The 21,142-nt window shown below is 72.4% G+C and carries 21 protein-coding genes; 8 read left to right on the top strand and 13 right to left on the bottom strand.

The genetic code is table 11. The features are described 5' to 3' along the window. Positions 1–66: 66 nt before the first annotated feature. On the bottom strand, positions 67–1,572 hold the full coding sequence (locus ACFVHO_RS16665) for an MFS transporter (RefSeq protein WP_385714319.1): 1,506 nt from the start codon (positions 1,570–1,572) through the stop codon (positions 67–69). 87 nt (positions 1,573–1,659) lie between these two features. On the opposite strand from ACFVHO_RS16665, the gene ACFVHO_RS16670 reads away from it, so the two are divergent. Beyond that, the gene (locus ACFVHO_RS16670; RefSeq protein ID WP_385714322.1) at positions 1,660–2,088 is read left to right on the top strand and encodes a MarR family winged helix-turn-helix transcriptional regulator; all 429 of its coding nucleotides are present in this window, start codon (positions 1,660–1,662) and stop codon (positions 2,086–2,088) included. Positions 2,089–2,104: 16 nt separating this feature from the next. Here the strand turns inward: ACFVHO_RS16670 and ACFVHO_RS16675 are convergent, their stop codons facing one another. Continuing rightward, positions 2,105–2,833, bottom strand: a complete 729-nt coding sequence (locus ACFVHO_RS16675) for a maleylpyruvate isomerase family mycothiol-dependent enzyme (protein WP_385714325.1) — start codon at positions 2,831–2,833, stop codon at positions 2,105–2,107. 55 nt (positions 2,834–2,888) lie between these two features. Continuing rightward, complete coding sequence (locus ACFVHO_RS16680; RefSeq protein WP_385714327.1) at positions 2,889–3,941, bottom strand: D-alanine--D-alanine ligase; 1,053 nt, start codon at positions 3,939–3,941, stop codon at positions 2,889–2,891. Between the two features lie 197 nt (positions 3,942–4,138). On the opposite strand from ACFVHO_RS16680, the gene ACFVHO_RS16685 reads away from it, so the two are divergent. Next, entirely contained in the window at positions 4,139–4,717 is a 579-nt protein-coding gene (locus tag ACFVHO_RS16685; RefSeq protein ID WP_385714330.1) for a dihydrofolate reductase family protein, read from the top strand. On the opposite strand, the gene ACFVHO_RS16690 is transcribed toward ACFVHO_RS16685, so the two are convergent. Together ACFVHO_RS16690 and ACFVHO_RS16695 are read right to left on the bottom strand one after the other, a co-directional pair. Further along, entirely contained in the window at positions 4,707–5,414 is a 708-nt protein-coding gene (locus tag ACFVHO_RS16690; protein WP_385714333.1) for a helix-turn-helix domain-containing protein, read from the bottom strand. The genes ACFVHO_RS16685 and ACFVHO_RS16690 overlap by 11 nt on opposite strands. Before the next feature lie 106 nt (positions 5,415–5,520). Then, on the bottom strand, positions 5,521–6,723 hold the full coding sequence (locus ACFVHO_RS16695; RefSeq protein WP_385714336.1) for an MFS transporter: 1,203 nt from the start codon (positions 6,721–6,723) through the stop codon (positions 5,521–5,523). Between the two features lie 433 nt (positions 6,724–7,156). Here ACFVHO_RS16695 and ACFVHO_RS16700 point away from each other — a divergent pair, with 433 nt between their 5' ends. Beyond that, complete coding sequence (locus tag ACFVHO_RS16700) at positions 7,157–8,395, top strand: ROK family protein (protein ID WP_385714337.1); 1,239 nt, start codon at positions 7,157–7,159, stop codon at positions 8,393–8,395. Between the two features lie 9 nt (positions 8,396–8,404). Here ACFVHO_RS16700 and ACFVHO_RS16705 read toward each other — a convergent pair whose 3' ends face one another. Beyond that, entirely contained in the window at positions 8,405–9,610 is a 1,206-nt protein-coding gene (locus ACFVHO_RS16705) for an MFS transporter (protein WP_385714339.1), read from the bottom strand. 190 nt (positions 9,611–9,800) lie between these two features. Next, the gene (locus tag ACFVHO_RS16710) at positions 9,801–10,400 is read right to left on the bottom strand and encodes a TetR/AcrR family transcriptional regulator (RefSeq protein WP_385714342.1); all 600 of its coding nucleotides are present in this window, start codon (positions 10,398–10,400) and stop codon (positions 9,801–9,803) included. Between the two features lie 119 nt (positions 10,401–10,519). On the opposite strand from ACFVHO_RS16710, the gene ACFVHO_RS16715 reads away from it, so the two are divergent. Then, positions 10,520–11,572 carry an NAD(P)/FAD-dependent oxidoreductase gene (locus ACFVHO_RS16715; protein ID WP_385714345.1) on the top strand — a complete coding sequence of 351 codons (1,053 nt, stop codon included), beginning with the start codon at positions 10,520–10,522 and terminating at the stop codon, positions 11,570–11,572. A gap of 129 nt (positions 11,573–11,701) precedes the next feature. Here the strand turns inward: ACFVHO_RS16715 and ACFVHO_RS16720 are convergent, their stop codons facing one another. From ACFVHO_RS16720 to ACFVHO_RS16735, 4 genes are all read right to left on the bottom strand, one after another. Beyond that, on the bottom strand, positions 11,702–12,580 hold the full coding sequence (locus ACFVHO_RS16720) for a phosphotriesterase (RefSeq protein ID WP_385714716.1): 879 nt from the start codon (positions 12,578–12,580) through the stop codon (positions 11,702–11,704). Between the two features lie 158 nt (positions 12,581–12,738). Next, positions 12,739–13,326, bottom strand: a complete 588-nt coding sequence (locus ACFVHO_RS16725; protein ID WP_385714348.1) for a DUF4865 family protein — start codon at positions 13,324–13,326, stop codon at positions 12,739–12,741. A gap of 48 nt (positions 13,327–13,374) precedes the next feature. Beyond that, on the bottom strand, positions 13,375–13,776 hold the full coding sequence (locus tag ACFVHO_RS16730; protein WP_385714351.1) for a cupin domain-containing protein: 402 nt from the start codon (positions 13,774–13,776) through the stop codon (positions 13,375–13,377). Positions 13,777–13,922: 146 nt separating this feature from the next. After that, on the bottom strand, positions 13,923–14,498 hold the full coding sequence (locus ACFVHO_RS16735) for a TetR/AcrR family transcriptional regulator (RefSeq protein WP_385714353.1): 576 nt from the start codon (positions 14,496–14,498) through the stop codon (positions 13,923–13,925). A 245-nt stretch (positions 14,499–14,743) separates the two neighbouring features. Here ACFVHO_RS16735 and ACFVHO_RS16740 point away from each other — a divergent pair, with 245 nt between their 5' ends. The 3 genes from ACFVHO_RS16740 to ACFVHO_RS16750 all read left to right on the top strand — a co-directional run bounded on the left by ACFVHO_RS16740 (position 14,744) and on the right by ACFVHO_RS16750 (position 18,470). Then, positions 14,744–15,022, top strand: a complete 279-nt coding sequence (locus ACFVHO_RS16740) for an SHOCT domain-containing protein (RefSeq protein ID WP_385714356.1) — start codon at positions 14,744–14,746, stop codon at positions 15,020–15,022. Next, the gene (locus ACFVHO_RS16745; protein WP_385714359.1) at positions 15,019–15,822 is read left to right on the top strand and encodes an ABC transporter ATP-binding protein; all 804 of its coding nucleotides are present in this window, start codon (positions 15,019–15,021) and stop codon (positions 15,820–15,822) included. Before ACFVHO_RS16740 ends, ACFVHO_RS16745 begins: the two co-directional genes overlap by 4 nt. Before the next feature lie 86 nt (positions 15,823–15,908). Then, complete coding sequence (locus tag ACFVHO_RS16750) at positions 15,909–18,470, top strand: ABC transporter permease (RefSeq protein ID WP_385714719.1); 2,562 nt, start codon at positions 15,909–15,911, stop codon at positions 18,468–18,470. Between the two features lie 133 nt (positions 18,471–18,603). Here ACFVHO_RS16750 and ACFVHO_RS16755 read toward each other — a convergent pair whose 3' ends face one another. Next, complete coding sequence (locus ACFVHO_RS16755) at positions 18,604–19,116, bottom strand: ATP-binding protein (protein ID WP_385714362.1); 513 nt, start codon at positions 19,114–19,116, stop codon at positions 18,604–18,606. Between the two features lie 188 nt (positions 19,117–19,304). After that, entirely contained in the window at positions 19,305–19,631 is a 327-nt protein-coding gene (locus ACFVHO_RS16760) for a hypothetical protein (protein ID WP_385714365.1), read from the bottom strand. Between the two features lie 379 nt (positions 19,632–20,010). Between ACFVHO_RS16760 and ACFVHO_RS16765 the strand changes: the two genes are divergently transcribed. Further along, positions 20,011–21,117, top strand: coding sequence for a PLP-dependent cysteine synthase family protein (locus tag ACFVHO_RS16765; RefSeq protein ID WP_385714722.1), 1,107 nt, complete (start codon positions 20,011–20,013; stop codon positions 21,115–21,117). Positions 21,118–21,142: the final 25 nt, after the last annotated feature.

The raw sequence follows: 21,142 nt of genomic DNA on the forward strand, positions 1-21,142 counted from the left end.
GGCGTGGGATCCACGCCAGGCCGTTCCGCGTCTCTGGGGCCGCACAGGTCGACCGGGTCCGCGGGGCTAGTCGCCCACGGACACCCGCTCGTCCGCGGACTCCCGGGACGGGGTCGTGGTCGGCGACTTGGCGACGACGACGGTCTGCTGCTTGCGGCGTGCCCGCAGTCCGGTGAGGTTGATGAGCAGGCCCGCGAGCGCGAACAGCGTCACGAGGACCAGGCCGGGCCGGTAGCTGTCGAGGACGGCCTGCGGCGACGCGGTGCCCTCGGCGGAGCCGCCGTCGGCCGTGATGACCGCGGTGGTGATCGCGAGGATCACCGCCCCGCCGACCTGGATGGAGGTGTTCAGGAGGCCGGAGACCATGCCCTGCTCGTGGTCGTCCACGCCGTTGGTGGCCTGGATGTTGAGCGAGGGGAAGACCAGCGCGCACGCGATGCCGAGCAGCACCATCGACGGCAGGATGACCGCGACGTACGTGGGCGTGAGGTCGATGCGCAGGAAGAGGCCGTACGACGCCACGAGCAGCGCGAAGCCCGTCACGATGACGCGGGTGGTGCCGAACCGGTCGATGACACCGGCGATCTTCGTGGCGGACAGCGCCACGATCACGCCCGCGGGCAGGAACGCGAGCGCCGTCTCCAGGGCCGACCAGCCGAGCAGCGACTGCAGGTACTGGGTGGCGATGAACTGGAACGACACATAGCCGCCGAAGAACGTCACGGCGCCGAGCTGGGCCCGGATCTGCGGCCCGGAGCGCAGCACGCCGAGGCGGATCAGCGGGTTCGGGGTCCGCAGCTCGATGGCGACGAAGGCGGCGAGCAGGACGGCCACGGCCAGGAACGAGAGGAGCGTGCGCGCGGAGGCCCAGCCGACCTCGGGGGCCTGTACGACGGAGAAGACGAGCAGCAGCATCGACGCCGTGCCGGTCACGGCGCCCGGCACGTCGTAGCCGCCGCGCTTCTCCTCGCGCGCCGAGCGCGGGATGAGCTTGAGACCGGCGACGAGCGCGATCACGGCGATGGGCGCGGGCAGCAGCATGGTGAGCCGCCAGCTGACCTCCGTGAGCACGCCGGACAGAACCAGGCCGAGGGAGAAGCCGGTGGCGGCGCAGGTGGTGTAGATGGACAGGGCGCGGTTGCGGACCGGGCCCTCGGCGAACGTCGTGGTGATGATCGACAGGCCCGCGGGCGCGGTGAACGCGGCGCTGAGGCCCTTCACGAAGCGGCTCGCGATGAGCAGCGGACCGGAGTCGACGAGCCCGCCGAGCACCGAGGTCAGGGCGAAGACGCCGAGCGCGATCAGGAACACCTCACGGCGTCCGAGCAGGTCCGCCGCCCGGCCGCCGAGCAGCAGCAGACCGCCGTAACCCAGGATGTAGCCGCTGACCACCCACTGCAGGGACGAGGTGGACAGGTCGAGTTCGGAGCCGATGGAGGGCAGGGCGACGCCGACCATCGACACGTCGAGCGCGTCCAGGAACATCGCTGCGCACAGCACGAGCAGCGTGCCCCACAGACGCGGGGTCCAGCGCTCCTGGGACGGGGAGGCAGGAGGGAGCGGAGAAGTCATGCCGAGGAGACTCGCATGCGCATGCATTGAATGCAAGTGCATTTAATTCATGTGCAATAAAGGTCCCGTTCCTGCTACCGTGCGTCCATGGCGGCGACCAAGGCCGGGCCCACGGCGACTGACGCCGAGCAGCGGCTCGTGAAGCAGTGGCGGGACATCCTCGCGGTGCATGCGAGCACCCAGTGCGAGCTGGACCGGGAGCTGCATCAGCACGGCCTCGGCGCAAGCGACTTCGAGGTGCTCGACGTGCTCGCCACGGGCCTCGCGGAGGACGGCGACGACTCCTGCCGCGTCCAGGACATCGCCTGCCACGTGCACCTCAGCCAGAGCGCTCTCTCCCGCCTCATCGGCCGTCTGGAGAAGGACGGCCTGGTGGAGCGCGGCATGTGCAGCGAGGACCGCCGCGGCGTCCGGGTCTGCCTCACCGACAAGGGGCGCAAGGTGCACGCCGAGGCGCGGCCGGTGCAGCGGGCGGTCCTCGCGCGGATGCTCCCCGGCGCGGGCGCGGGCGCCTGACGCCGGGCCCGCGGTCTCAGACGCCCGACTTCTCACTCCACAGCGCCGCCAGACCGGCGTCCCCCGACACCGCCGGGAACGACCGCCGGTTCCACAGGGCCAGATAGAGGTCCGCGGCCGCGCCCGACACCTCGCAGTCCGCGGGCCCCGTCCCGCCCCGCTCGGTGACGGCGACGCCGGTGGACAGAAGTACCGTCCACGTCCCCTCCGCGTCCGTGGCCCGCACCCGAAGCACCCGCGGCTCGGCCGTCCGCATCCGGCTCTTCTCGCGCCCGTGGAACCCGCGCAGCAACTCGTCGATCCCGTCCACCGCGAACTGCGCGTCCAGGGTCGACGGCGTGCCGCCGCGCGCGGACTCGGCGTCGATCCGGTGGACGGCCGTCTCGTTGGCCTGCCGCCGGGCCCAGAAGGCGAGCGGCGACGGCGCGGGCAGGAACGTCCAGCACTCCAGGGCGACGGGCGCGTCCCGCAGCGCGGCGACCAGGTGAGCGTGCCCCTCGCGGAACCAGTCGAGCAGGGCGTCGCCGTCCAGGTCGAGCCGCTCCTGCCAGGGCTGGAACTCGACGAGCGCCTCCGCGACGAACCGCGTGGCCCAGCGGTGCACTGTCCCGGTGTGCCGCAGCAGGTCGCGGACCTGCCAGTCGGGGCACGTCGGCACGGGCGCGTCGAGGCCCGCGGCCGCTGCCGCGGCGGCCAGCAACGTGCCTTCGCGGTCCAGGACTTCTGTGTGCTCGGCAGTCTTCATGCGGGGATTGTGCAGGATGGAGCGGACTCCAGCGACAGCGGCCCAGGCAGAGTCCTCAGCGCCCGTCGTGACCGCTGTCGTGCCTCCGCAAGCGCACGATCTGGTCGATGAGAGCGGGGTAGGTGAGGCCAGCGCCTGCGGCTCCGTGGGCGAGGGCGCTGGTCGTGCGCAGTCCCGGGCAGGCGTTCACCTCCAGGCAGTGCGGTTCTCCCTGCACGTCGCAACGGAAGTCCGAGCGGGAGTAGTCCTCGTCTCCAAGACCTACGGCCCGGTGGGCTCGCAGGGCCTGCTCGCGCAGATGCCGCTCCAGCCGCGGCGGGATGGGAGCGGGGCAGGTATGGGACGCGCCGCCCTCGGCGTACTTCTGCCGGTAGTCCAGGAAGGGACCGTCGAACGCGTACTCGACGGCGGGCAGTACGCGGCGGCCCAGCACTCCCACCGAGAACTCCCGGCCGGGCAGATAAGGGGTGAGCACCACCTCCTCGCCGCGGGGCATGCCATGGAGCACTCGGGACAACTCTTCCTCCACGCAGACCAGATGGAGCAGCTCATGGGCCGTTCCCGCCGCGGACTTCACCACGACAGGGCCCTCTTTGAGCAGCGCGACGGGCTCCGGCGGCAGGTGTCCGTCGTCCGCGCGGTGCGCCGTCCACGGCCCTACCCGCACCCCCGCGTGCGGCAGCAGTTGCAGCGTGCGTCGCTTGTCCCAGGCGAGGCTGCACTGCGCGCTGCCCGCACCGGTGAAGGGGATGCGGGCCATCTCCAGGAGGGACTGCACGTGCCCGTCGCCGCCCCAGCCCCCGTGCAGCGCGAGGAAGGCCAGGTCGGCGGTGCGCAGCGCGTCGAGGACGGGGCCGTGGGTGAGTGCGGAGAACATCTGCCGTCGGTCCTCCGCTTCGTCCCTGTCGGGTAGGCGGCCCGTTGAGGTGAACCGTGGCAGCGCGTCGGCGTCGCGAGTCGGCCCCGCGAGCACCGGGTGCGGGGCGGCCGGGTCGATCACCTCGACTTCGTGTCCGAGCTCCGTCAACGCACGGGCGACCGAGAGTCCGGATTCCAGGGAGACGTAGCGTTCGAGGCTCTCCGCACCGCAGAGCACGACAATCCTCATGGACGAGCATTACCCGTCATGGGTCGGCAGTACCGTCGTTATCCCGTCACCAAGCGTGTCGAGCACGGGGACGCGGCGCCTGCGCCCGGTGCCTCGGTCGCGCGCTCCGCGTCCGCTGTCGTTTCCGTCCAAGACGGCCCCCGCGGGCCGCCATAGCGTGAGCCCAACAGCTCGCCCGATCAAGAGGAGACAGCACCATGCGCAGCCTGGTCTACACCGGTTTCATGTCACTCGACGGCGTCGTGGACTCGCCGGGCGGCGGGCCGGGGGAAGAGCACCGCAGCGGCGGCTGGGTGGTCAATGATCTCGAGTTCGTGCCGGAGGCCTGGTCGCTGAAGAGCGAGGAACTCGCCGACACGACGGCGCTGATGTTCGGCCGCCGAAGCTACGAGGCGTTCGCGTCGGTCTGGCCCGGCTCGGAGGACCACGCCGACTACAAGGAGATGCCCAAGTACGTGGTGTCGAGCACGCTGTCCGACGACGCTCTCGTGGACGGGTGGGGACCGACAACCATCCTGCGTTCGACCGAGGATGTCGCCGCGCTCAAGGAGGGCGAGGGCGGCGCGATCTTCATTCACGGGAGCGCCGAGCTGGCGGGGCGGCTTGCGGACGCGGGCCTCATCGACCAGTACAACCTGCTTGTCTTCCCCGTGCTGCTCGGTGCCGGGAAGAGCCTGTTCGGCCGGGCCGACCGCGACAAGCAGATGCTCACGCTGCGCGAGTCACAGAGCTACTCGAACGGGATCCTGAAGCTGGTCTACGACGTCAAGCACTAGTCTCCAGGTCGAGGCCGATCGCGCACCCGACGCCCTGGCGCAGCTGCCTGACGGTGCGCCCGACGTACGAGCGCAGCGCGCGGGCCAGGTGCGGCTCGTCGAAGTAGTCGAGCCTGGCGACGACATCGGCGGCCGGATCGCCGGCCGCCAGCAGCTCCGCCGCCGTGCGGGCCCGCTCGATCTGCCGGATGGCGCCCCGCGTCAGCCCGGTCGCGGCGCGGAATCGACGTTCGACCGTCCGCTGTGAGACGTCCGGGCGGTGCTGACCCCGCAGCACCTCGGCGACGAGCGGGTCACGGACCACGATCCCGGCCCGGACGAGGCGCTCGACCATGGCCTCGGCGTCGTCCGGACCAGGCGTCTCATGGCGCGCGCCGTCCAGCCGGAACGTCCGGCGCCCGGTGTCGGGGAGTTCGATGCCGCCGTCGACCAACGCGGGTGTGGGCACGGCCCGCAACGATGTGCCCACGGCGAACTCGATGCCCGTGAAGGTCGCGCCCTGCGGCACCGGCGCCGTGGCGGTCCGGGTCGCGGGGCCGGTGACGGACGCGTACGCCCGGCCGTCCTGCTCCCAGAACACCAGGCCCCAGCGCACACCTGCGACGGCGGTCATCGTCGTGACCTGCCCGCCCGTGCAGGTCCACACCGTGTCGACCCACGGCGAGTCGGACGGGCGTGTCTCGAAGTGCAGCTTCACGGGCGAAGAATACGCGCGGCGTGGCGGGTTGTGGCGTGGTCGGGGGTGGGCGGGGGCGGTCTTGAGCCCCGCCCGTCCTCGCTAGGTGCGTGGTCCCGCGCCGAGGTCACGTGACGACCCGGCGCGTGCTGAAGCCGATGACGGCGGCCACCGCGGCGAGAAGGGCCACGCTGGTGAGCGCCGTGGGCAGGGTGAACCAGTCCGCCATGAAGCCGATGGCGGGCGGGCCGAGGAGCATGCCGGTGTAGCCGAAGGTGGAGGCGATGGCCACGCCGCTGGCTCCGGCGAGGGCGCCGGCGCGTTCGACGGCGACCGGGAAGATGTTGGCGAGGCCGATGCCGGTGACGGCGAAGCCGAGGAGCGCCGCCCACACGGACGGGGCGAGTGCGCCGAGCAGCATGCCGACGGCGGCGGTCGCGCCGCCCGCGACCAGGGTCCGGGTCCGGCCGAGCCGTTCGAGGAGCGCCGTGCCGGTGGCGCGGCCGAGCGTCATGGCGAGCGCGAAGCACGAGTATCCGGCGGCTGCCACGCCCGGGTGGGTGTTGAGGTCCTGTTCGAGGTGGAGCGCGCCCCAGTCGGCGAGTGCCCCCTCGCCGTACGCCGTGCAGAGCGCGATCAGGCCGAAGACGATCACGAGTCCGCGGGTGCGGGGGGTGAGGCGCTCGGAGCGGCTGTGCTTGGAGTGCCGTTCACGCGGGGGCGCCGGAGGCTCCAGGCGCAGCAGCGCGCGTCCCGTGACGGCGGTGACGAGCAGGCCGATCACGGTGAGGCCGAGCAGGTGGACGGTGGGGGACACCGACCCCGCGATGAGCGCGCCGAGACCCGCGCCGATCATTCCGCCGAGGCTGAAGGCCGCGTGGAAGCTGGGCATGATCGGTCGTTTCATGGCGGCCACGAGGTCCACCGCGGCGCTGTTGAAAGCGACGTTTATCCCCCCGTAGGCGGCCCCGAAGATCAACAGCACGGCACCGAGGGCCGCCGCGGAGTGGGTCAGCGGCGGCAGCGCGACGCTCAGCGACAGCAGGACACCGCAGACGACCGTGACCGGGTGGCTGCCGTAGCGGTGGCAGAGGCGTCCGGTGAGCATCATCGTGACCACGGCCCCGACGGAGACGCCGAGCAGGGCGAGTCCGAGGGCGCTGGACGAGGCGCCGGTCTGTTCCTTGATGGCGGGGATGCGGACGACCCATCCGGCGAATATGAAGCCGTCGAGGGCGAAGAAGACCGTGAGGACGGCGCGGAGCCGGGTGAGGTTGTCGCCCTGCGTGGCGCCGTGAGGTGGCGCGGGCGAGGACGTTGCGGAGCGCATGGGCGGGTGTCTCCTCGGGGTGTGCTCGGGTCCCGTCCGGTCGCGCACGGAGCACGTCAGCGGGGAGGGGAAAGAGAGAGGGAGGGGCGAGGGAAGGCGGGCGCAGCTCTGGCCCCTTGGCGCAGGGGTTCCGGACCTCGGTCGGGTCAGCGGGCGGTCACTGACCCGGATGGCTCCCGAACGGTCGGCCCGGACCCCGGTGGAGTGGCTCCTGGGGCCCCCGGCATGGTTTTGTTTAGTAGCGGCACAAAGTCAGCGTAGAGGGGAAGCCGGGTTGTCGACAAGACGGTTTCCTCGCGGTGTGCGCGCGATCGCGTCGCGGCAGGCGTGCGCACGGGGCGCGTGGGTCCGCGGCGCGCGGGGACACGAGAGGGGAAGACGGGATGACGGCTGAACGGCGAGACGGCGTACGGATCATGGGAGACTCGCCCTCATGAACGGGAAGGCTGCCACCCGGGGTGAGGCACATCTGTCCACGCGTACGCGTCTGGAGCGCGGTCGCACCGCGCTCGGCCCCGCCCTCGAACTCGTCCACACCGGGCGCGCCCCCACCCGAGCCGTCCTCACCGCCGAGCTGGGCGTCACCCGCGCCACGGCCGGAGCGGTCGCCGCGGAGCTGGAGGCGCTCGGCCTGATCAGCGTCGACGCCAAGCCGAGTGCCGCCGCGGGCTCCCAGGGGCGGCCCTCGCACCGGCTCTCCGTCGCCGGAGACGGACCCGTCGCCCTCGCGGCGCAGGTGCACGCCGACGGTTTCCGGGCCGCCCTGGTCGGCCTGGGCGGCCGGATCGTCGCCACCGCGCCCGGCTGCGAGACCATCGACGCCGACCCGGCGCAGGTGCTCGGCTCGGTCATCGAGGCGGGCGCGCAGCTCCTGCGCGAGACCGGCCGACGGTGTGTGGGCGCGGGCCTGGCGGTGCCGTCCGCCGTCGCCGAGCCGGAGGGCACCGCCCTCAACCCGCTGCACCTGGCCTGGCCCGCGGGCGCGCAGGTCCGGGAGATCTTCGCGAACTGCGTACGGGACGCGGGCATCGGGGGCCCGGCGTTCACCGGCAACGACGTGAACCTGGCGGCGCTCGCCGAGCACCGGCACGGCGCGGGGCGCGGCGCGCGCGACCTGCTGTGCGTGGCGACCGGGCACCGCGGTGTCGGCGGCGCCCTCGTCCTGGACGGGCGGCTGCACACGGGCAGTTCGGGCCTGGCCCTGGAGGTCGGTCACCTCACCGTGCACCCGGAGGGGCGCCCGTGCCACTGCGGCAGCCGCGGCTGCCTGGACGTGGAGACCGACCCGATGGCCTTCCTCGCGGCGGCGGGTGTCGAGCCGAGCCCCGAGGGCCTGCTCGTGCAGGCCCGCAGGCTCGTCGCCGAGGAGCACGCCGACCCGGCGGTGCGGACGGCGATCGAGGCCCTTATCGACCGGCTCGGCCTCGGCCTCGCGGGCCTGGTGAACATCCTCAACCCGGACCGGATCATCCTCGGCGGGCTGCACCGTGCCCTGTTGGAGGCCGACCCGGAGCGGCTGCGCGCCGTCGTGGCCGACCGCAGCCTGTGGGGCCGCAGCGGCGGCGTCCCCATCCTGGCCTGCACCCTCGACCACAACAGCCTGGTGGGGGCCGCCGAGCTGGCCTGGCAGCCGGTGCTCGACGACCCCCTGGGGGCGCTGGTTCAGGCTTGACCGGCGAGGTCAGCCGACCTCGACGGGTTCCCGTGCGGGCGCGGGTGAGGGGGCATCGGCGGGAGCCGGGGCCTGTGCCGCGCGCCGCCTCAAGTCCGGTACGAGGGACAGCAGTCCGAGCACCGCGAGCCCGGCGCCGATCCACAGCGGCGCCCGCAGCCCGTAGGCGTCGATGGCCGGTCCGCCGATGGACGTGGCGATGATGATGCCGCCCGTGATGAACGACGAGTGGACGCTGTTGACCAGCGCTCCGGTGTTGCCCACGCGCTGCACGCGGGTCACCATCGCCGGGTTCATGGTGACGCCGACCAGGCCGATGCCCAGCATCATCACCACGGCCCCGACGGGCAGGTCGGCGAGGAGCGCGAAGCCGACCAGGAACGCGAAGTTCAGGAGCAGGCCGGTGACCAGGACCGGCAGCGTGTGCCGGTCGGCGAGGCGGCCGACGACGGTGTTGCCGATGAGGGTGGCGGCGCCGTACGCGACGAGCAGCAGCGGCACCGTGCCGGTGGCGAAGCCGGTGATCTCGGTGAGGATCGGGTTGAGGTAGCTGAACGCCGCGAACGTCGCACCGATCACGAAGGTGCTGGTGGTGAGGGTGAGCCAGAGCCGGGGGCTCTTGAAGGCGCCGAGCTCCTCGCGCAGCGAACCGGACTCGTCCTGGGCGCGCTCGACCCGCGGTACGCCGACGAAGGTGGCCGCGGCGGCGAGCACCGTCAGCAGGGTGATGGCCCAGAACGCCGCGCGCCAGCCCAGGTGTTCACCGACGACGGTGGCCAGCGGAAGGCCGAGGAGTGTGCCCAGCATGAGCCCGTTGAGAGCCACGGCGACGGCGCGGCCGCGTATCTCGGGGCGGGTGAGCCGGGTGGCCATGGAGATGCCCACGCCGAAGAAGGCCTGCGAGGCGACGCCGGTGACGACGCGCGCCACCAGCATCGTCCAGTAGTCCGGGGCGAGGGCGGCGAGCACGTTGCCGCCGAGGAAGATGCCGAACAGCACCATCAGGGCCCGCTTCTGCGGGAGTTTCAGCAGGGCGACCGTCAGGAACGGCCCGCCGAAGGCCATCGCCACGGCGAAGGCGGTGATCAGATAGCCGATCTCCGGGATCGTGGCGTCGAGCCCGTCGGCCATCTGCGGCATGAGTCCGGCGACGACGAACTCGCTGGTCACCATGGCGAAGATGCCTAGGGCCAGGACGTATACGGCGCGGGGCATGGGTGCTGCTCCTTCAGAGAGGCGTACAGATCAGAGAGGCGTACAGAGAGGCGTGATCGGGGTGGTCGAGTATTGGATAGATCAGTACAGAATCCGTGCATGAGTGGCCCGGGGCAGGCGCGAGGTCGACGCGTCGCGTCGGCGGCGCACGGGGGTGGGGCGGGGGCGTAGAGGTGCGGGGGGCGGAGTGTCAGGGGCGCAGGGCGTCCAGGGCGGTGTCGGCGATCGATTCCAGGACCGCGCGGCCCGCCCCCGCCTGCGCCGAGACGCGCATTCCGCCGATGACGGCGTTGATGAACCGGGCGAGCGCGTCGGCGTCCCGTGCGGCGGTGATCGTTCCGTCGCGCTGTCCCGTCTCCAGGGCGACGCGCATGAGGCCGAGCCGGAGGCCGAGGTCGCGCTCGACGAGCGCGGCCGCCTCCGGGTCGCGCCGCACCAGCTCCACGACCGTGTTGACGGTGAGGCAGCCGATGCTCGTCCCGTCGTCCTCGCGGTACTCGTACTCGCTGGTCACGACGCGGGTGAACAGGGCCTGGATCCGCTCCATGCCGGAGCGTCCGGCGTCCTCCAGGATCTCGGCCTGGGGCACGCTCATCAGCTCGATGTAGCGCGCCAGAGCGCGCCGGAACAGGTCGTGCTTGCTGGTGAAGGTGTTGTAGATGCTGCTGCGGCCCAGTCCGGTGGCTTCGCACAGGTCCTGGGTCGAGGTGGCCTCGTAGCCATTCGCCCAGAAGGCGCGCATCGCCGCGTCCAGGGCCCGGTCCTCGTCGAACGTCCGTGGTCGGGCCATGTCGGTACCGTAGCCGTTTTGGAACGCGTGATGCAATACGGGCCCGGAGTTTGCTGATACGGCAACGTCATTTGCGTTCTTGGGGGCGGCGGCGCATGGTCGTGGTGGAGGTGTTAGCGATGAGCGATCAACTGGGTGACGAGTACGAGGTAGTGGTGATCGGCGGTGGCGCCGCGGGTCTGAACGGTGCGCTGACGCTGGCCAGGGCGCGCAGGTCCGTGGTGGTCCTGGACGCGGGAGCGCCGCGCAACGCCCCGGCTGACGCCGTGCACGGGCTGTTCGGGCGGGAGGGCACCCCGCCCGCGGAACTCCTGGAGCGCGGCCGGGCCGAGGTGCGCGGGTACGGCGGCCAGGTGGTGTCCGGCGAGGTCGACGAGGTCACCCGGAACGGGGACGGCTTCGTGGTCGGCCTGACCGACGGCCGGACGGTCCGGGCGCGCCGGGTGCTGGTCGCGACCGGCCTGGTCGACGAGCTGCCCGACGTGCCGGGGGTGCGCGAGCGGTGGGGCCGGGACGTGCTCCACTGCCCGTACTGCCACGGCTGGGAGGTGCGGGACCAGGCCATCGGCGTGCTCGCGGGCGGGCCGATGTCGTTGCACCAGACGCTGCTGCTGCGGCAGTGGAGCGCCGACATCACGTACTTCGCGCACACCGCGGAGCCGCTGACCGCCGAGGAGGCGGAACGCCTCGCCGCCCGCGGTATCCGCGTGGTGGAGGGGGAGGTCGCCGCCCTGGAGGTCGTCGACGACCGTGTCGTGGGCGTGCGCATGGCCGACGGGAGGCTGGTGCGCCGGGAGGCCCTGGTCGTCGGGCCGCGGATGGTGGCGCGCGTCGGCTTCTTGAAGGGGCTCGGGGTGGAGCCGGTGCCGCACCCCGCGGGCGAGTACGTGCCGGCGGACGCGACGGGACGTACGGACGCGCCCGGCGTATGGATCGCGGGCAACGCCTCGGACCTGTCCGCGCAGGTCGGCGGGGCCGCGGCGGCGGGGGCGTTCGCGGCGGCGCAGATCAACGCCGATCTGGTGAACGAGGACACGGAACGGGCGGTGGCCGCGTACCGGGAGGCGTCGGTGGGGGCGGGTGCGCATCCGGGTGCGGATGCTGATGGGGGTGCGGATGCGGGTGTGAATGAGGACGCGGGTGCGGGAGCCGGGGCGGCGCGAGAGGTCTAGGGCGATGCTGGGCCTGGGGTGGACCGGTGGTGCGGGGCGGGGCGGCGGGTTGCGGTGCGGCGCGTTGCGATGCGGTGCTTCCGCCTCACCCCGCGCCCGTACCCGCAGCGCCCGCCCCCCGGATCCGACTCACTCCGGCCACACGACCCCGAGCGCCCGCCCCGGGTTCACGGTGACGATCCGGTCCACCAGCTCCTTGCCCACGGCCAGTTCCAGGCGTGGCCGTACCCGGCGCAGCAGGTGCGGCATGCCCGGGCCGCCGTTCACGGAACGCGCTCCTGCGGTCGTCGTGTCGCCGCCGAGGAGGAGCTGATCGCCGTGCCCGGCGTCCGCGAGGGCGCGCACCGCGTCCGGCATCCGCCAGTCCGTGGCGTGGTTGGCCCGTGACGGCCCGTCAAAGGCCAGCCAGACGCCCGCCGATGCCGCCTCCCGGTGCACTTCCAGGTCGGGGGCGCGATTGAGGTGCCCGAGGATCACCTTGTCCGGCGGGACCCCCAACTCGCCGCACAGCAGGTCGAGTACGTCCAGGACGCCCGTGCCGAGTTCCAGGTGTACGGCGATGGGCGCGCCCGTCGCCCGATGGGCGCCGCCCGCCGCGGTCATCGTCCAGCGGGCGTGCGCGTCCAGGCCGTGGAAGCCGCCCGCGACCTTGATCAGTCCGGCCCGCACACCGCTGTCGCCGATGCCCCGCGTGAGTTCGCGCACGAACAGCGCCGCTAGGACGTCGGGGTCCCCGGCGCCCAGCTCCGCGAGGAGTTCCGGGGAGTAGTGCACCGCCTGGTGCAGCCCGGTGGCCGCCACGATCCGGACGCGCGTCGTGCGCGCGAGGCCGGGCAGCTCTGCGGCGCGCCGCCCCATGCCGTGCGGGGTCCACTGCACGACGCTCCGCCCGCCCTCGGCGCCGAACGCGGCCAGCTCGGCCGCGGCGGCGGCCACGGAGTCCAGTTCCTGGCCCGGCAGTTGCGGGCTGCGCAGGAAGAGGTGGTCGTGGGCGTCACAGACCCCCAGGTCGCCGGGTCCGACATCACCGAGGACGGTCCGGACGGCGGCCGTACCCGGGCCCGACGTGACCGCATCCGACGTGACCGCATCCGACGTGACCGCATCCGACACGACCGCACCCGACGCACCCCCGTCCGCCCCACCCGCACCCGACACCCCCGCGCTCACCACGCCCGCCCCCGCCCCACCCGCTCCAGCTCCGGCGTCGAGCAGTGCAGCACCTGGAACACCTCACCGCTGGCCCGCACCTCCGCGCCCTCGGCCCACAGCGAGAACGTCACCGCCTCCCAGTGCCGCGGATCGACCGCGACCAGCACGCCGACGACCCCGTCCCGCTCCGCCGACGACCGTGCCTCCGCCAGGAGTTCCTCGGTGATGTCGGTGTTGCGGGTGCCCTCGGGAACGGGCCTGCGGTGCCGCACGGCGGTGCGGGGCCGGTCACCGGCGGCGCCCCCGTCCTCGTACCCCACCGCCATCCAGTGCTGCACCACCGGCCGCCCGAAGTCGTCGCACAGCCCCTGGAATCCGGGACCCCAGAGGAACGAGCCCAGGCCTTCCTCGGTGTTCCAGAGGTAGAACGGCGCGTACTGGTTCACCGGTGAGCCGTCGACGCCGCGTTCGCGCATCAGGTACGCCTTGAAGCCCAACCCCGGGAAGTCGTCGAGGAGATGGCCCTTCGTCGCCACCCGGTCGCGGATGACGCCCATGTCGTAGTCGGCGGGCAGGGTGATCTCGTACTGCTTGGCGTGCATACGTGCTCCAGGGAAGGTGCGGACGGTGGCGGGGGAGTGGCGCGGGCCTCAGGAGGTCGGCGGGTACTCCGGGTCGGGGACGAGTTCCTCCCACGTCACCGTCGCGCCGTCGTCCGCTGCCTCGACGACGGCGAGATGGGTCATGAACGTGCGCGGCCCGGCGCCGTGCCAGTGGCGCTCGCCCGGCGCGATCCATACGGTGTCGCCCGCCCTGATGGGCTCGACGGGACCGCCGTCGCGCTGCACGAACCCCTCGCCCTCGGTGACGTGCAGGACCTGCCCGTGCGGGTGCCGGTGCCAGGCCGTGTGGGAGCCGGGGGCGAAGTGGACGCTGAACACGCGGATCCGGGAAGGCGGTTCGGGGTGCGCGATCTCGTCGAGCCAGACGGTGCCGGTGAAGTTCTCGGCGGGGCCTTGCTTGCTGGCGGGGCGGCTGCGGGTGATGTGCACGGGTGGTCCCTAACTCGGTGGAGGAGAGCGGAACTTGAGTCGGAGGGAAACAGGCCGGAGGGAAGCAGGTCGGAAGAAAACAGGTCGGAGGGAAACAGGGGGCAAGAGGAAATCAGGGAGGAGAGGAAAGCAGGCGGAGGCGGTGCTCAGGAGCGCGGCGCCAGCAGCGCCAGCAACCCCCGCACCCCCGCGTCGAACGCCTCCGGCGAGCCCGTCGCGCGCGCGAGCACATAGCCGCCCTGCACGGTCGCGACGACCGCCGAAGCGACCTCGCCCGCGTCCAGCGAAGCGCTGAACTCGCCCCGGTCCACGCCCTCCTGGACGATGTCCGCGAGCCGCCCGCGCAGCCACTCCAGGGTCTCGGTGACCGGCGCCCGCAGCTCGTCGCTCGCGATCACGTCGGGGTCCATCGTCAGCCGCCCGACCGGGCAGCCGCGCAGCACGTCACGCTCGCGCCCGAGGTAGGCCGCGACGCGGTCGTACGCCGGTCCGTCACCGGCGAGGGACGCCTCCGCCGTGGCGCGCATCTCCTGGGCGGTGCGGCGGATCGCCGCGAGGGCGAGATCCGGCTTGCCCGCGAAGTGGTGGTACATGCTGCCCTGCCCGGCGCCCGCGTGCTGCTGGATCGCCTTGGGGCTGGTGCCGACGTAGCCGCGCTCCCACAGCAGTTCACGCGTGGACTCGATCAGACGCTCCGGAGTGCTCATGGCCAGACTGTACATACTAATAGGTACAGAAGTCCAGGTGGGAGGAGTCGGGGAGGGTGCGAGGGCGTTGCTCCGTACCGGAGAAGCAGGCGGCGGCGGGCTGTGTACTCCCCGGGAGGTACGCGTACTGCCGCTGGGCGTACGACGACTTCACGCCCCCCGGCGAGGAGTCTCGAAAGCGCACCGAACCAGTGCGTACCGAGGGCCGGAAGCCCTGGTCACGCCGCTGGTCCACCCCGCTTCCCGAGGAGATGGACACCATGCAGACCCTGGCATTCGACGGCGGACCCGGCCCGTGGATCCTGTTCTTCCCGCTGATCTGGGCGGCCGTCGTCATCGGCGTCGTGACCTTCCTGCGCCGCACCGTCTGGCGCGGCCGGCGCGGACCCTGGCGGACCGGCGGGAGCGACGACAAGTCGCCGATCGCCGTGCTCGGCCACCGCTTCGCCGCCGGTGAGATCGACGAGGACGAGTACTGGCGCCGACTGAGCGTCCTCAACGAGGAGTTCGGCCGGAGCGCGAAGGGCGGCAGGGCATGAACACCGCCGACTTCCGGCAGCCGTCAGCGGCCCCGGACGCCGCGCGGGTCGAGTCGGCCGTGAAGGTCTACGGCTCGTCCTCCGACACCGCGGTGACCGCCCTCGACGGCGTGAGCGTCGGCTTCCCCGCCGGACGCTTCACCGCGATCATGGGCCCGTCGGGCTCGGGCAAGTCCACCCTGATGCACTGCGCGGCCGGTCTGGACACCCTGACCTCCGGCTCCGCGTACATCGGCGACACCGAGCTCGGCCCGCTCGACGACCGGCGCCTGACCCTGCTGCGCCGCGACCGCGTCGGCTTCGTCTTCCAGGCCTTCAACCTGGTGCCGACGCTGACCGTCGCCGAGAACATCACGCTGCCCATGGACCTGGCGGGACGGCGCTTCGACCAGGACAGCCTGGAGTGGACGGACGCCCTCATCGACGTCGTCGGCCTGCGCGACCGGCTGCGCCACCGGCCCGCCGAACTCTCCGGCGGCCAGCAGCAACGCGTCGCCGTGGCACGGGCGTTCGCGGGCCGCCCCGACGTCGTCTTCGCCGACGAGCCCACCGGCAACCTCGACTCCCGCTCCGGCGAGGAGGTCCTCGGCCTGCTCGGCCGGGCGGTGCGCGAGATGGGCCGCACCGTCGTCATGGTCACCCACGACCCGGTGGCCGCCGCCCACGCCGACGAGGTCGTCTTCCTCGCCGACGGCCGTCTGGTGGACCGTATGGCGGCGCCCACGGCCGACAAGGTCCTGGACCGCCTGAAGGCGTTCGACACGCGGTCGGCCACGATCCCCGAAGGAGCACCCTCATGAGTGCCACCGGTCCGCGGGGCGCCGCCGGGCCCGGCAGCCCCACCGGCCCGCGGGGCCCCGCCCGGCCCGGCGCCCCCACCGGCTCCCTGGCCGCCGCCCTCCGCATCAGCCTCACCTCGCTGCGCGGCCACAAGCGCCGCTTCGCCGGTACGTTCTTCGCGGTGCTGCTCGGCGTCGCCTTCCTCGCGGGCACCCTCGTCATGGGCGACACCCTGCGCGCCAGCTTCGACACGATGTTCGGCAACGCGACGCGCGGCACCGACGCGGTCGTCCGCAGCGCCAACACCATCACCGCGCCCGGCGAGAGCCAGGGCGTGCGCCAGAACGTCGACACCGCCCTGGTCGACCGCATCGAGAAGGTCCCGGGCGTCGCCGCCGCCGTGCCCGGCATCCAGGGCGCGGGCCAGCTCGTCGGCAAGGACGGCGACCCGATCGGCGGCCAGGGCCCGCCCACCCTCGCCGGGAACTGGATCACCGACCCGGAGCTGAACGCCTACCGCCTCGCCGAGGGCCGCGCCCCCGCCAGGAGCGGCGAGGTGGTCGTCAACCGAGGCGCCGCCGAGAGCGGCGACCTCAAGATCGGCGACACCACGACCCTGCGCACCCCCGACCCGGTGAAGGTCACGATCGTCGGCCTCGCCACGTTCGGCGGCGAGGACGGCATGGCGCAGACGACGTTCACGGGCATGACGCGGGCCGACGCCGAGAAGTACCTGATGCCGAAGCCGGGCGAGGCCGCCACCGTGCAGGTGCGCGCCGGGCCCGGAACGAGTCAGCGGGAGCTCGTCGACGCGCTGACTCCCGTACTGCCCAAGGGAGTCGAGGCCATCACCGGACAGGAGGCGGCGGAGGAGAACTCCGACATGATCTCCGGTCAGTTCCTGACCCTGTTCACCACGTTCCTGCTGGTCTTCTCCGGCATCGCGCTGCTGGTGGCCACCTTCTCCATCCACAACACCTTCGCCATCGTCGTGGCCCAGCGCACCCGCGAGAACGCGCTCCTGCGGGCCCTCGGCGCCTCCCGCCGTCAGGTCACCGCGTCGACCCTGACCGAGGCGTCCGTCGTCGCCGTCGTGGCGTCCGCCGCGGGCCTCGCGGGCGGCATCGGCATCGCCGCCGGGCTCCAGGCGCTGTTCCCGGCCATCGGATTCCCCTTTCCCGAGGGCGACTTGGTGATCAGTGGTACCTCGATGCTGCTGCCCCTCGCGGTCGGCGTCGCCGTGTGCGTGGCCTCCGCGCTGCTGCCCGCCGTGCGCGCCGGACGCACCGCCCCGCTGGCGGCGCTGCGCGAGACGGCCGTCGACCACTCCGGCGCCTCCCGCACCCGCGCGCTCGCCGGCACCGGCATCGCCCTCACGGCCGTCGCCCTCACCCTGGTCGGCGTGCTCGCCTCGCCGTCCATCTGGCTCGCGGGCGGCGGCGCCGTCCTCGCCCTCGCCGCGTTCGTGGTCCTCGGGCCCGTCGCTTCGTCGCGCGCGGTACGCGTCCTCGGCGGGCCGCTCGACCGGCTGCGCGGCGTCACCGGCTCGCTGGCCCGGCGCAACGCCCTGCGCAGCCCCAAGCGGACCGCGGCCACCGCGAGCGCCCTGATGATCGGCGTCGCCGTCGTCTGCCTGTTCACCGTCTTCGGCGCCTCGCTGAAGGCCACCATGGACCAGACGGTGTCGCGCTCCTTCGCGGGCGACGTCGCGGTCAGCACGCCGTCCTTCGGCGCGGGCGGCAGTGGACTCAGCCCCCGGCTCGCCCCCGCGATCGCGGAGCGCCCGGAGGTCGCCACGGCCGTCGGCCTCGGCCGGGGAGTGGCCGAAGTCAACGGCGAGGGAAGGGCGTTGACCGTCACCGACCCGGTCGCGCTCGCCAAGTCCTTCGACCTCGGCAACGTCGAGGGTTCGATGGGCGGTCTGGGCGACGACGGCATCGCCCTCACCCGCAAGGAGGCCGACAAGCAGCACCTCAAGGTCGGCGACAAGGCCGAACTCGCCTTCACCGACGGCAAGAAGGACACCTTCACGGTCCGCGCGGTCTACGGACAGTCCGAGCTCGCGGGCGACTACGTCATCACCCGCGACGCCTGGGCCCCGCACCGCGCCCAGGACTCCGACACGCTGGTGTCGGTGACCTTCAAGGACGGGGTGAGCGCGGCGGACGGCGAGGCCGCGGTGTCGGCCGTGGCGAAGGAGTACGGCAACCCCGAGGTCCAGACCCGCGACGAGTACGCCGAGTCCGCGGCCGGCGGCATCGACATGATGCTGACCCTCGTCTACGCCCTGCTCGCCCTCGCCGTCCTCATCGCCCTGCTCGGCATCGCCAACACCCTCACCCTCGCCGTGCACGAACGCACCCGCGAACTGGGCCTGCTGCGCGCCGTCGGCCAGACCCGCGGACAGCTGCGGGCCATGGTCCGCTGGGAGTCCGTCCTGGTCGCCGCGTTCGGCACGGCGGGCGGCCTGGCGCTCGGCGGCTTCCTCGGCTGGGTCCTGGTCAAGGCGTCCGACGGCGCGTCCGACAGCGACTTCGCGTTCGCGCTGCCGCCGGCACAGCTCGCCGTGGTCGCCCTGGTGGGCCTGGCGGCCGGAGCCCTCGCGGGCCTCCGCCCGGCCCGGCGCGCCGCCCGCCTCGACGTCCTGAGGGCCATCGCCGCGGAGTGACGCGCGAGGCGGGCGGGGCCGCGCACGGGGCGGCCGATGAGTCCTCGTACGCGAAGGGACGTAGGAGGGCTCGGACAGAAAGGACTACGCCAACGCGTACGACGAGTCGCGCGGAGGTGAAGTCACCGCCCGGTCAGCCGGCAACGGCGGACCGGGCGGGAGCATGGGCGCCGACGGCGGTGGGAGCCTCGGCGAAGGTCTTGGCGCACACGGTGCCGTACCCCGGATAGGCCGGCAGCGTCGTGGTGACCGACGGAGTGCAGAGCGTGAACCAGACGACCTTGCCCGTGTCGCCCTGCGGCTGCGCGCCCCAGCTCTCGCTGACCGCCGCGAGCATCGCAAGCCCGCGTCCGCAGGTCTCGAACGGATCGGCGTCGCGCACCACGGGAAGCCTCGGATCGTGGTCGTGGACGGAGACCATGAGGTGTTCGAGCAGCAGCTCGATCTCCACGGTGCAGGTCTTGTCCGGCTCCGCGTGCCGGTGGACGTTGGTCAACAACTCGGTCACGCCGAGCGCGGCCTGGTCTATCAAGGAATCAAGATGCCAGTAGCGCAACTGCGCAGAGACGATTCTGCGGACCTGGCCGATCCGCGACGGCAGGGCTTGGAGCTCTACCGTGCAATGCCTGCTTGGCTGGCTGATCACGGTGCGACTCCCCGAAATGAGGTCCGGAAGAAGACGGCGTTCGGATCCAGCAGGGGCCGCTCGCGCCGCCGCCTGCCATGGTGACCGGCGGGCTGGTTCGCAGCGTTATCACCGGTAAACCCAGAGTGATGTGACACCAGCGTGACTCAGGGGGTGGGGGCGTGCAAGTCGCGCCCCGGCCGCGCCCCTCAGTCCCGGCGCCCGCCGGTCGCGCGTCGTACCGCTTCGAGGAAGGTCCGGACCGTGGGTGGGCCCGCCTCCCCGGGCACCGGATCGTGCTCGCTGAGGGTCAGCAGGTAACGGGTGCCGTTCACCTCGGCGAGCGCTTTGTCGTGCGGGGCGAACCATGGTTTGGCCGTGCGCACCGCACGCAGCGGCGCGCTGTCGATCTCCGTGCCGTAACTGGTGAGCAACTCCAGCCTGCCGTCGCTGATCCGGACCTGGCCCGCATGGGTCAGCGAGCGCAACCGCCGCCCGATCCGTACGCCCGTGGCCCTGAACTCAGGCTCCGCCATGTGGCTCCGCCCCCTCGTGCGCCTGGTGTCGGCGCGCCCTCAGTGTGGTGACGCACGGCGCCGCACGCCCGTCGCACGGCACCTGCTTGGAACCTACCCCTGTTCCGTGCGGTGCAGTGTGCACGCGCACGGCGTCGAGGACCAGTGTGCCCGGCGACGACGCACATGCCACTTCGGTGCGTGACCGGCGCGGCCCGCCGCGCGGGGCCACCCGGTGGGCAAGGGCCTCCTTTGGGAGGTCAAAAGGTGTGTTTATGCAGGTGAGAGCCGTGTTGTGGGTGTTTATCATCGAGGTGTCCGGCCGGACCGATCCCGTTCCGGCACGAGGCCTAAGGAGCCCGCGGTGAGCACCACCCAGCACGATCCGGCAGACGAGCCGATGGCCACCCTCGACGTGGACCGCAGCGACGACGCGTACCGCACTTGGCTGAAAGAGGCAGTGCGCAAGGTCCAGGCCGACGCCAACCGCTCCGCGGACACCCATCTGCTGCGCTTCCCGCTGCCCGAGCAGTGGGGCATCGACCTGTACCTCAAGGACGAGTCGACGCACCCGACCGGCAGCCTCAAGCACCGGCTCGCCCGCTCGCTGTTCCTGTACGGCCTGTGCAATGGCTGGATCCGTCCCGGCCGCCCCGTGATCGAGGCCTCCAGCGGCTCGACAGCCGTCTCCGAGGCGTACTTCGCGAAGCTCATCGGCGTCCCCTTCATTGCGGTGATGCCGCGCACGACGAGCGCCGAGAAGTGCCGCCTCATCGAATTCCACGGCGGCCGGTGCCACTTCGTGGACGACTCGCGCACCATGTATGCGGAGTCCGCCCGCCTCGCCGTCGAGACCGGCGGCCACTACATGGACCAGTTCACCTACGCGGAACGGGCCACCGACTGGCGCGGCAACAACAACATCGCCGAGTCGATGTTCCAGCAACTGCGCCTGGAGCGGCACCCGGAGCCCGCGTGGATCGTCGCCACGGCGGGCACCGGCGGCACCTCCGCGACCATCGCGCGCTACGTGCACTACATGCAGCACGACACCCGGATCTGTGTCGCCGACCCGGAGAACTCCTGTTTCTTCGACGGCTGGACGAAGAACGACCCGGACGCCTCCAGTGACTGCGGCTCGCGCATCGAGGGCATCGGCAGGCCGCGGATGGAGCCGAGCTTCGTGCCCGGCGCCATCGACCGCATGATGAAGGTCCCCGACGCGGCGAGCGTGGCCGCGGTGCGCGCCCTGGACCGGGCGATCGGCCGCAAGGCGGGCGGCTCGACCGGCACGGGCCTGTGGAGCGCCCTCAGGATCACCGCGGAGATGGTGGCCGCGGGCCGCACGGGCAGCGTCGTCACCCTCATCTGCGACCCGGGTGACCGCTACCTGGACAAGTACTATTCGGACGCGTGGCTGGCCGCTCAGGGGCTCGACATCGCGCCGTACGAGCGGACGATCGAGGGGCTGCTCGCCACGGGGGAGTGGCCCGCGCAGGCCGACTAGCCCCGGAGGCGATCGGGGGCCGGAG

Origin of the sequence: Streptomyces sp. NPDC127108, from assembly GCF_042677545.1 — a bacterium.
Lineage (GTDB): Bacteria > Actinomycetota > Actinomycetes > Streptomycetales > Streptomycetaceae > Streptomyces.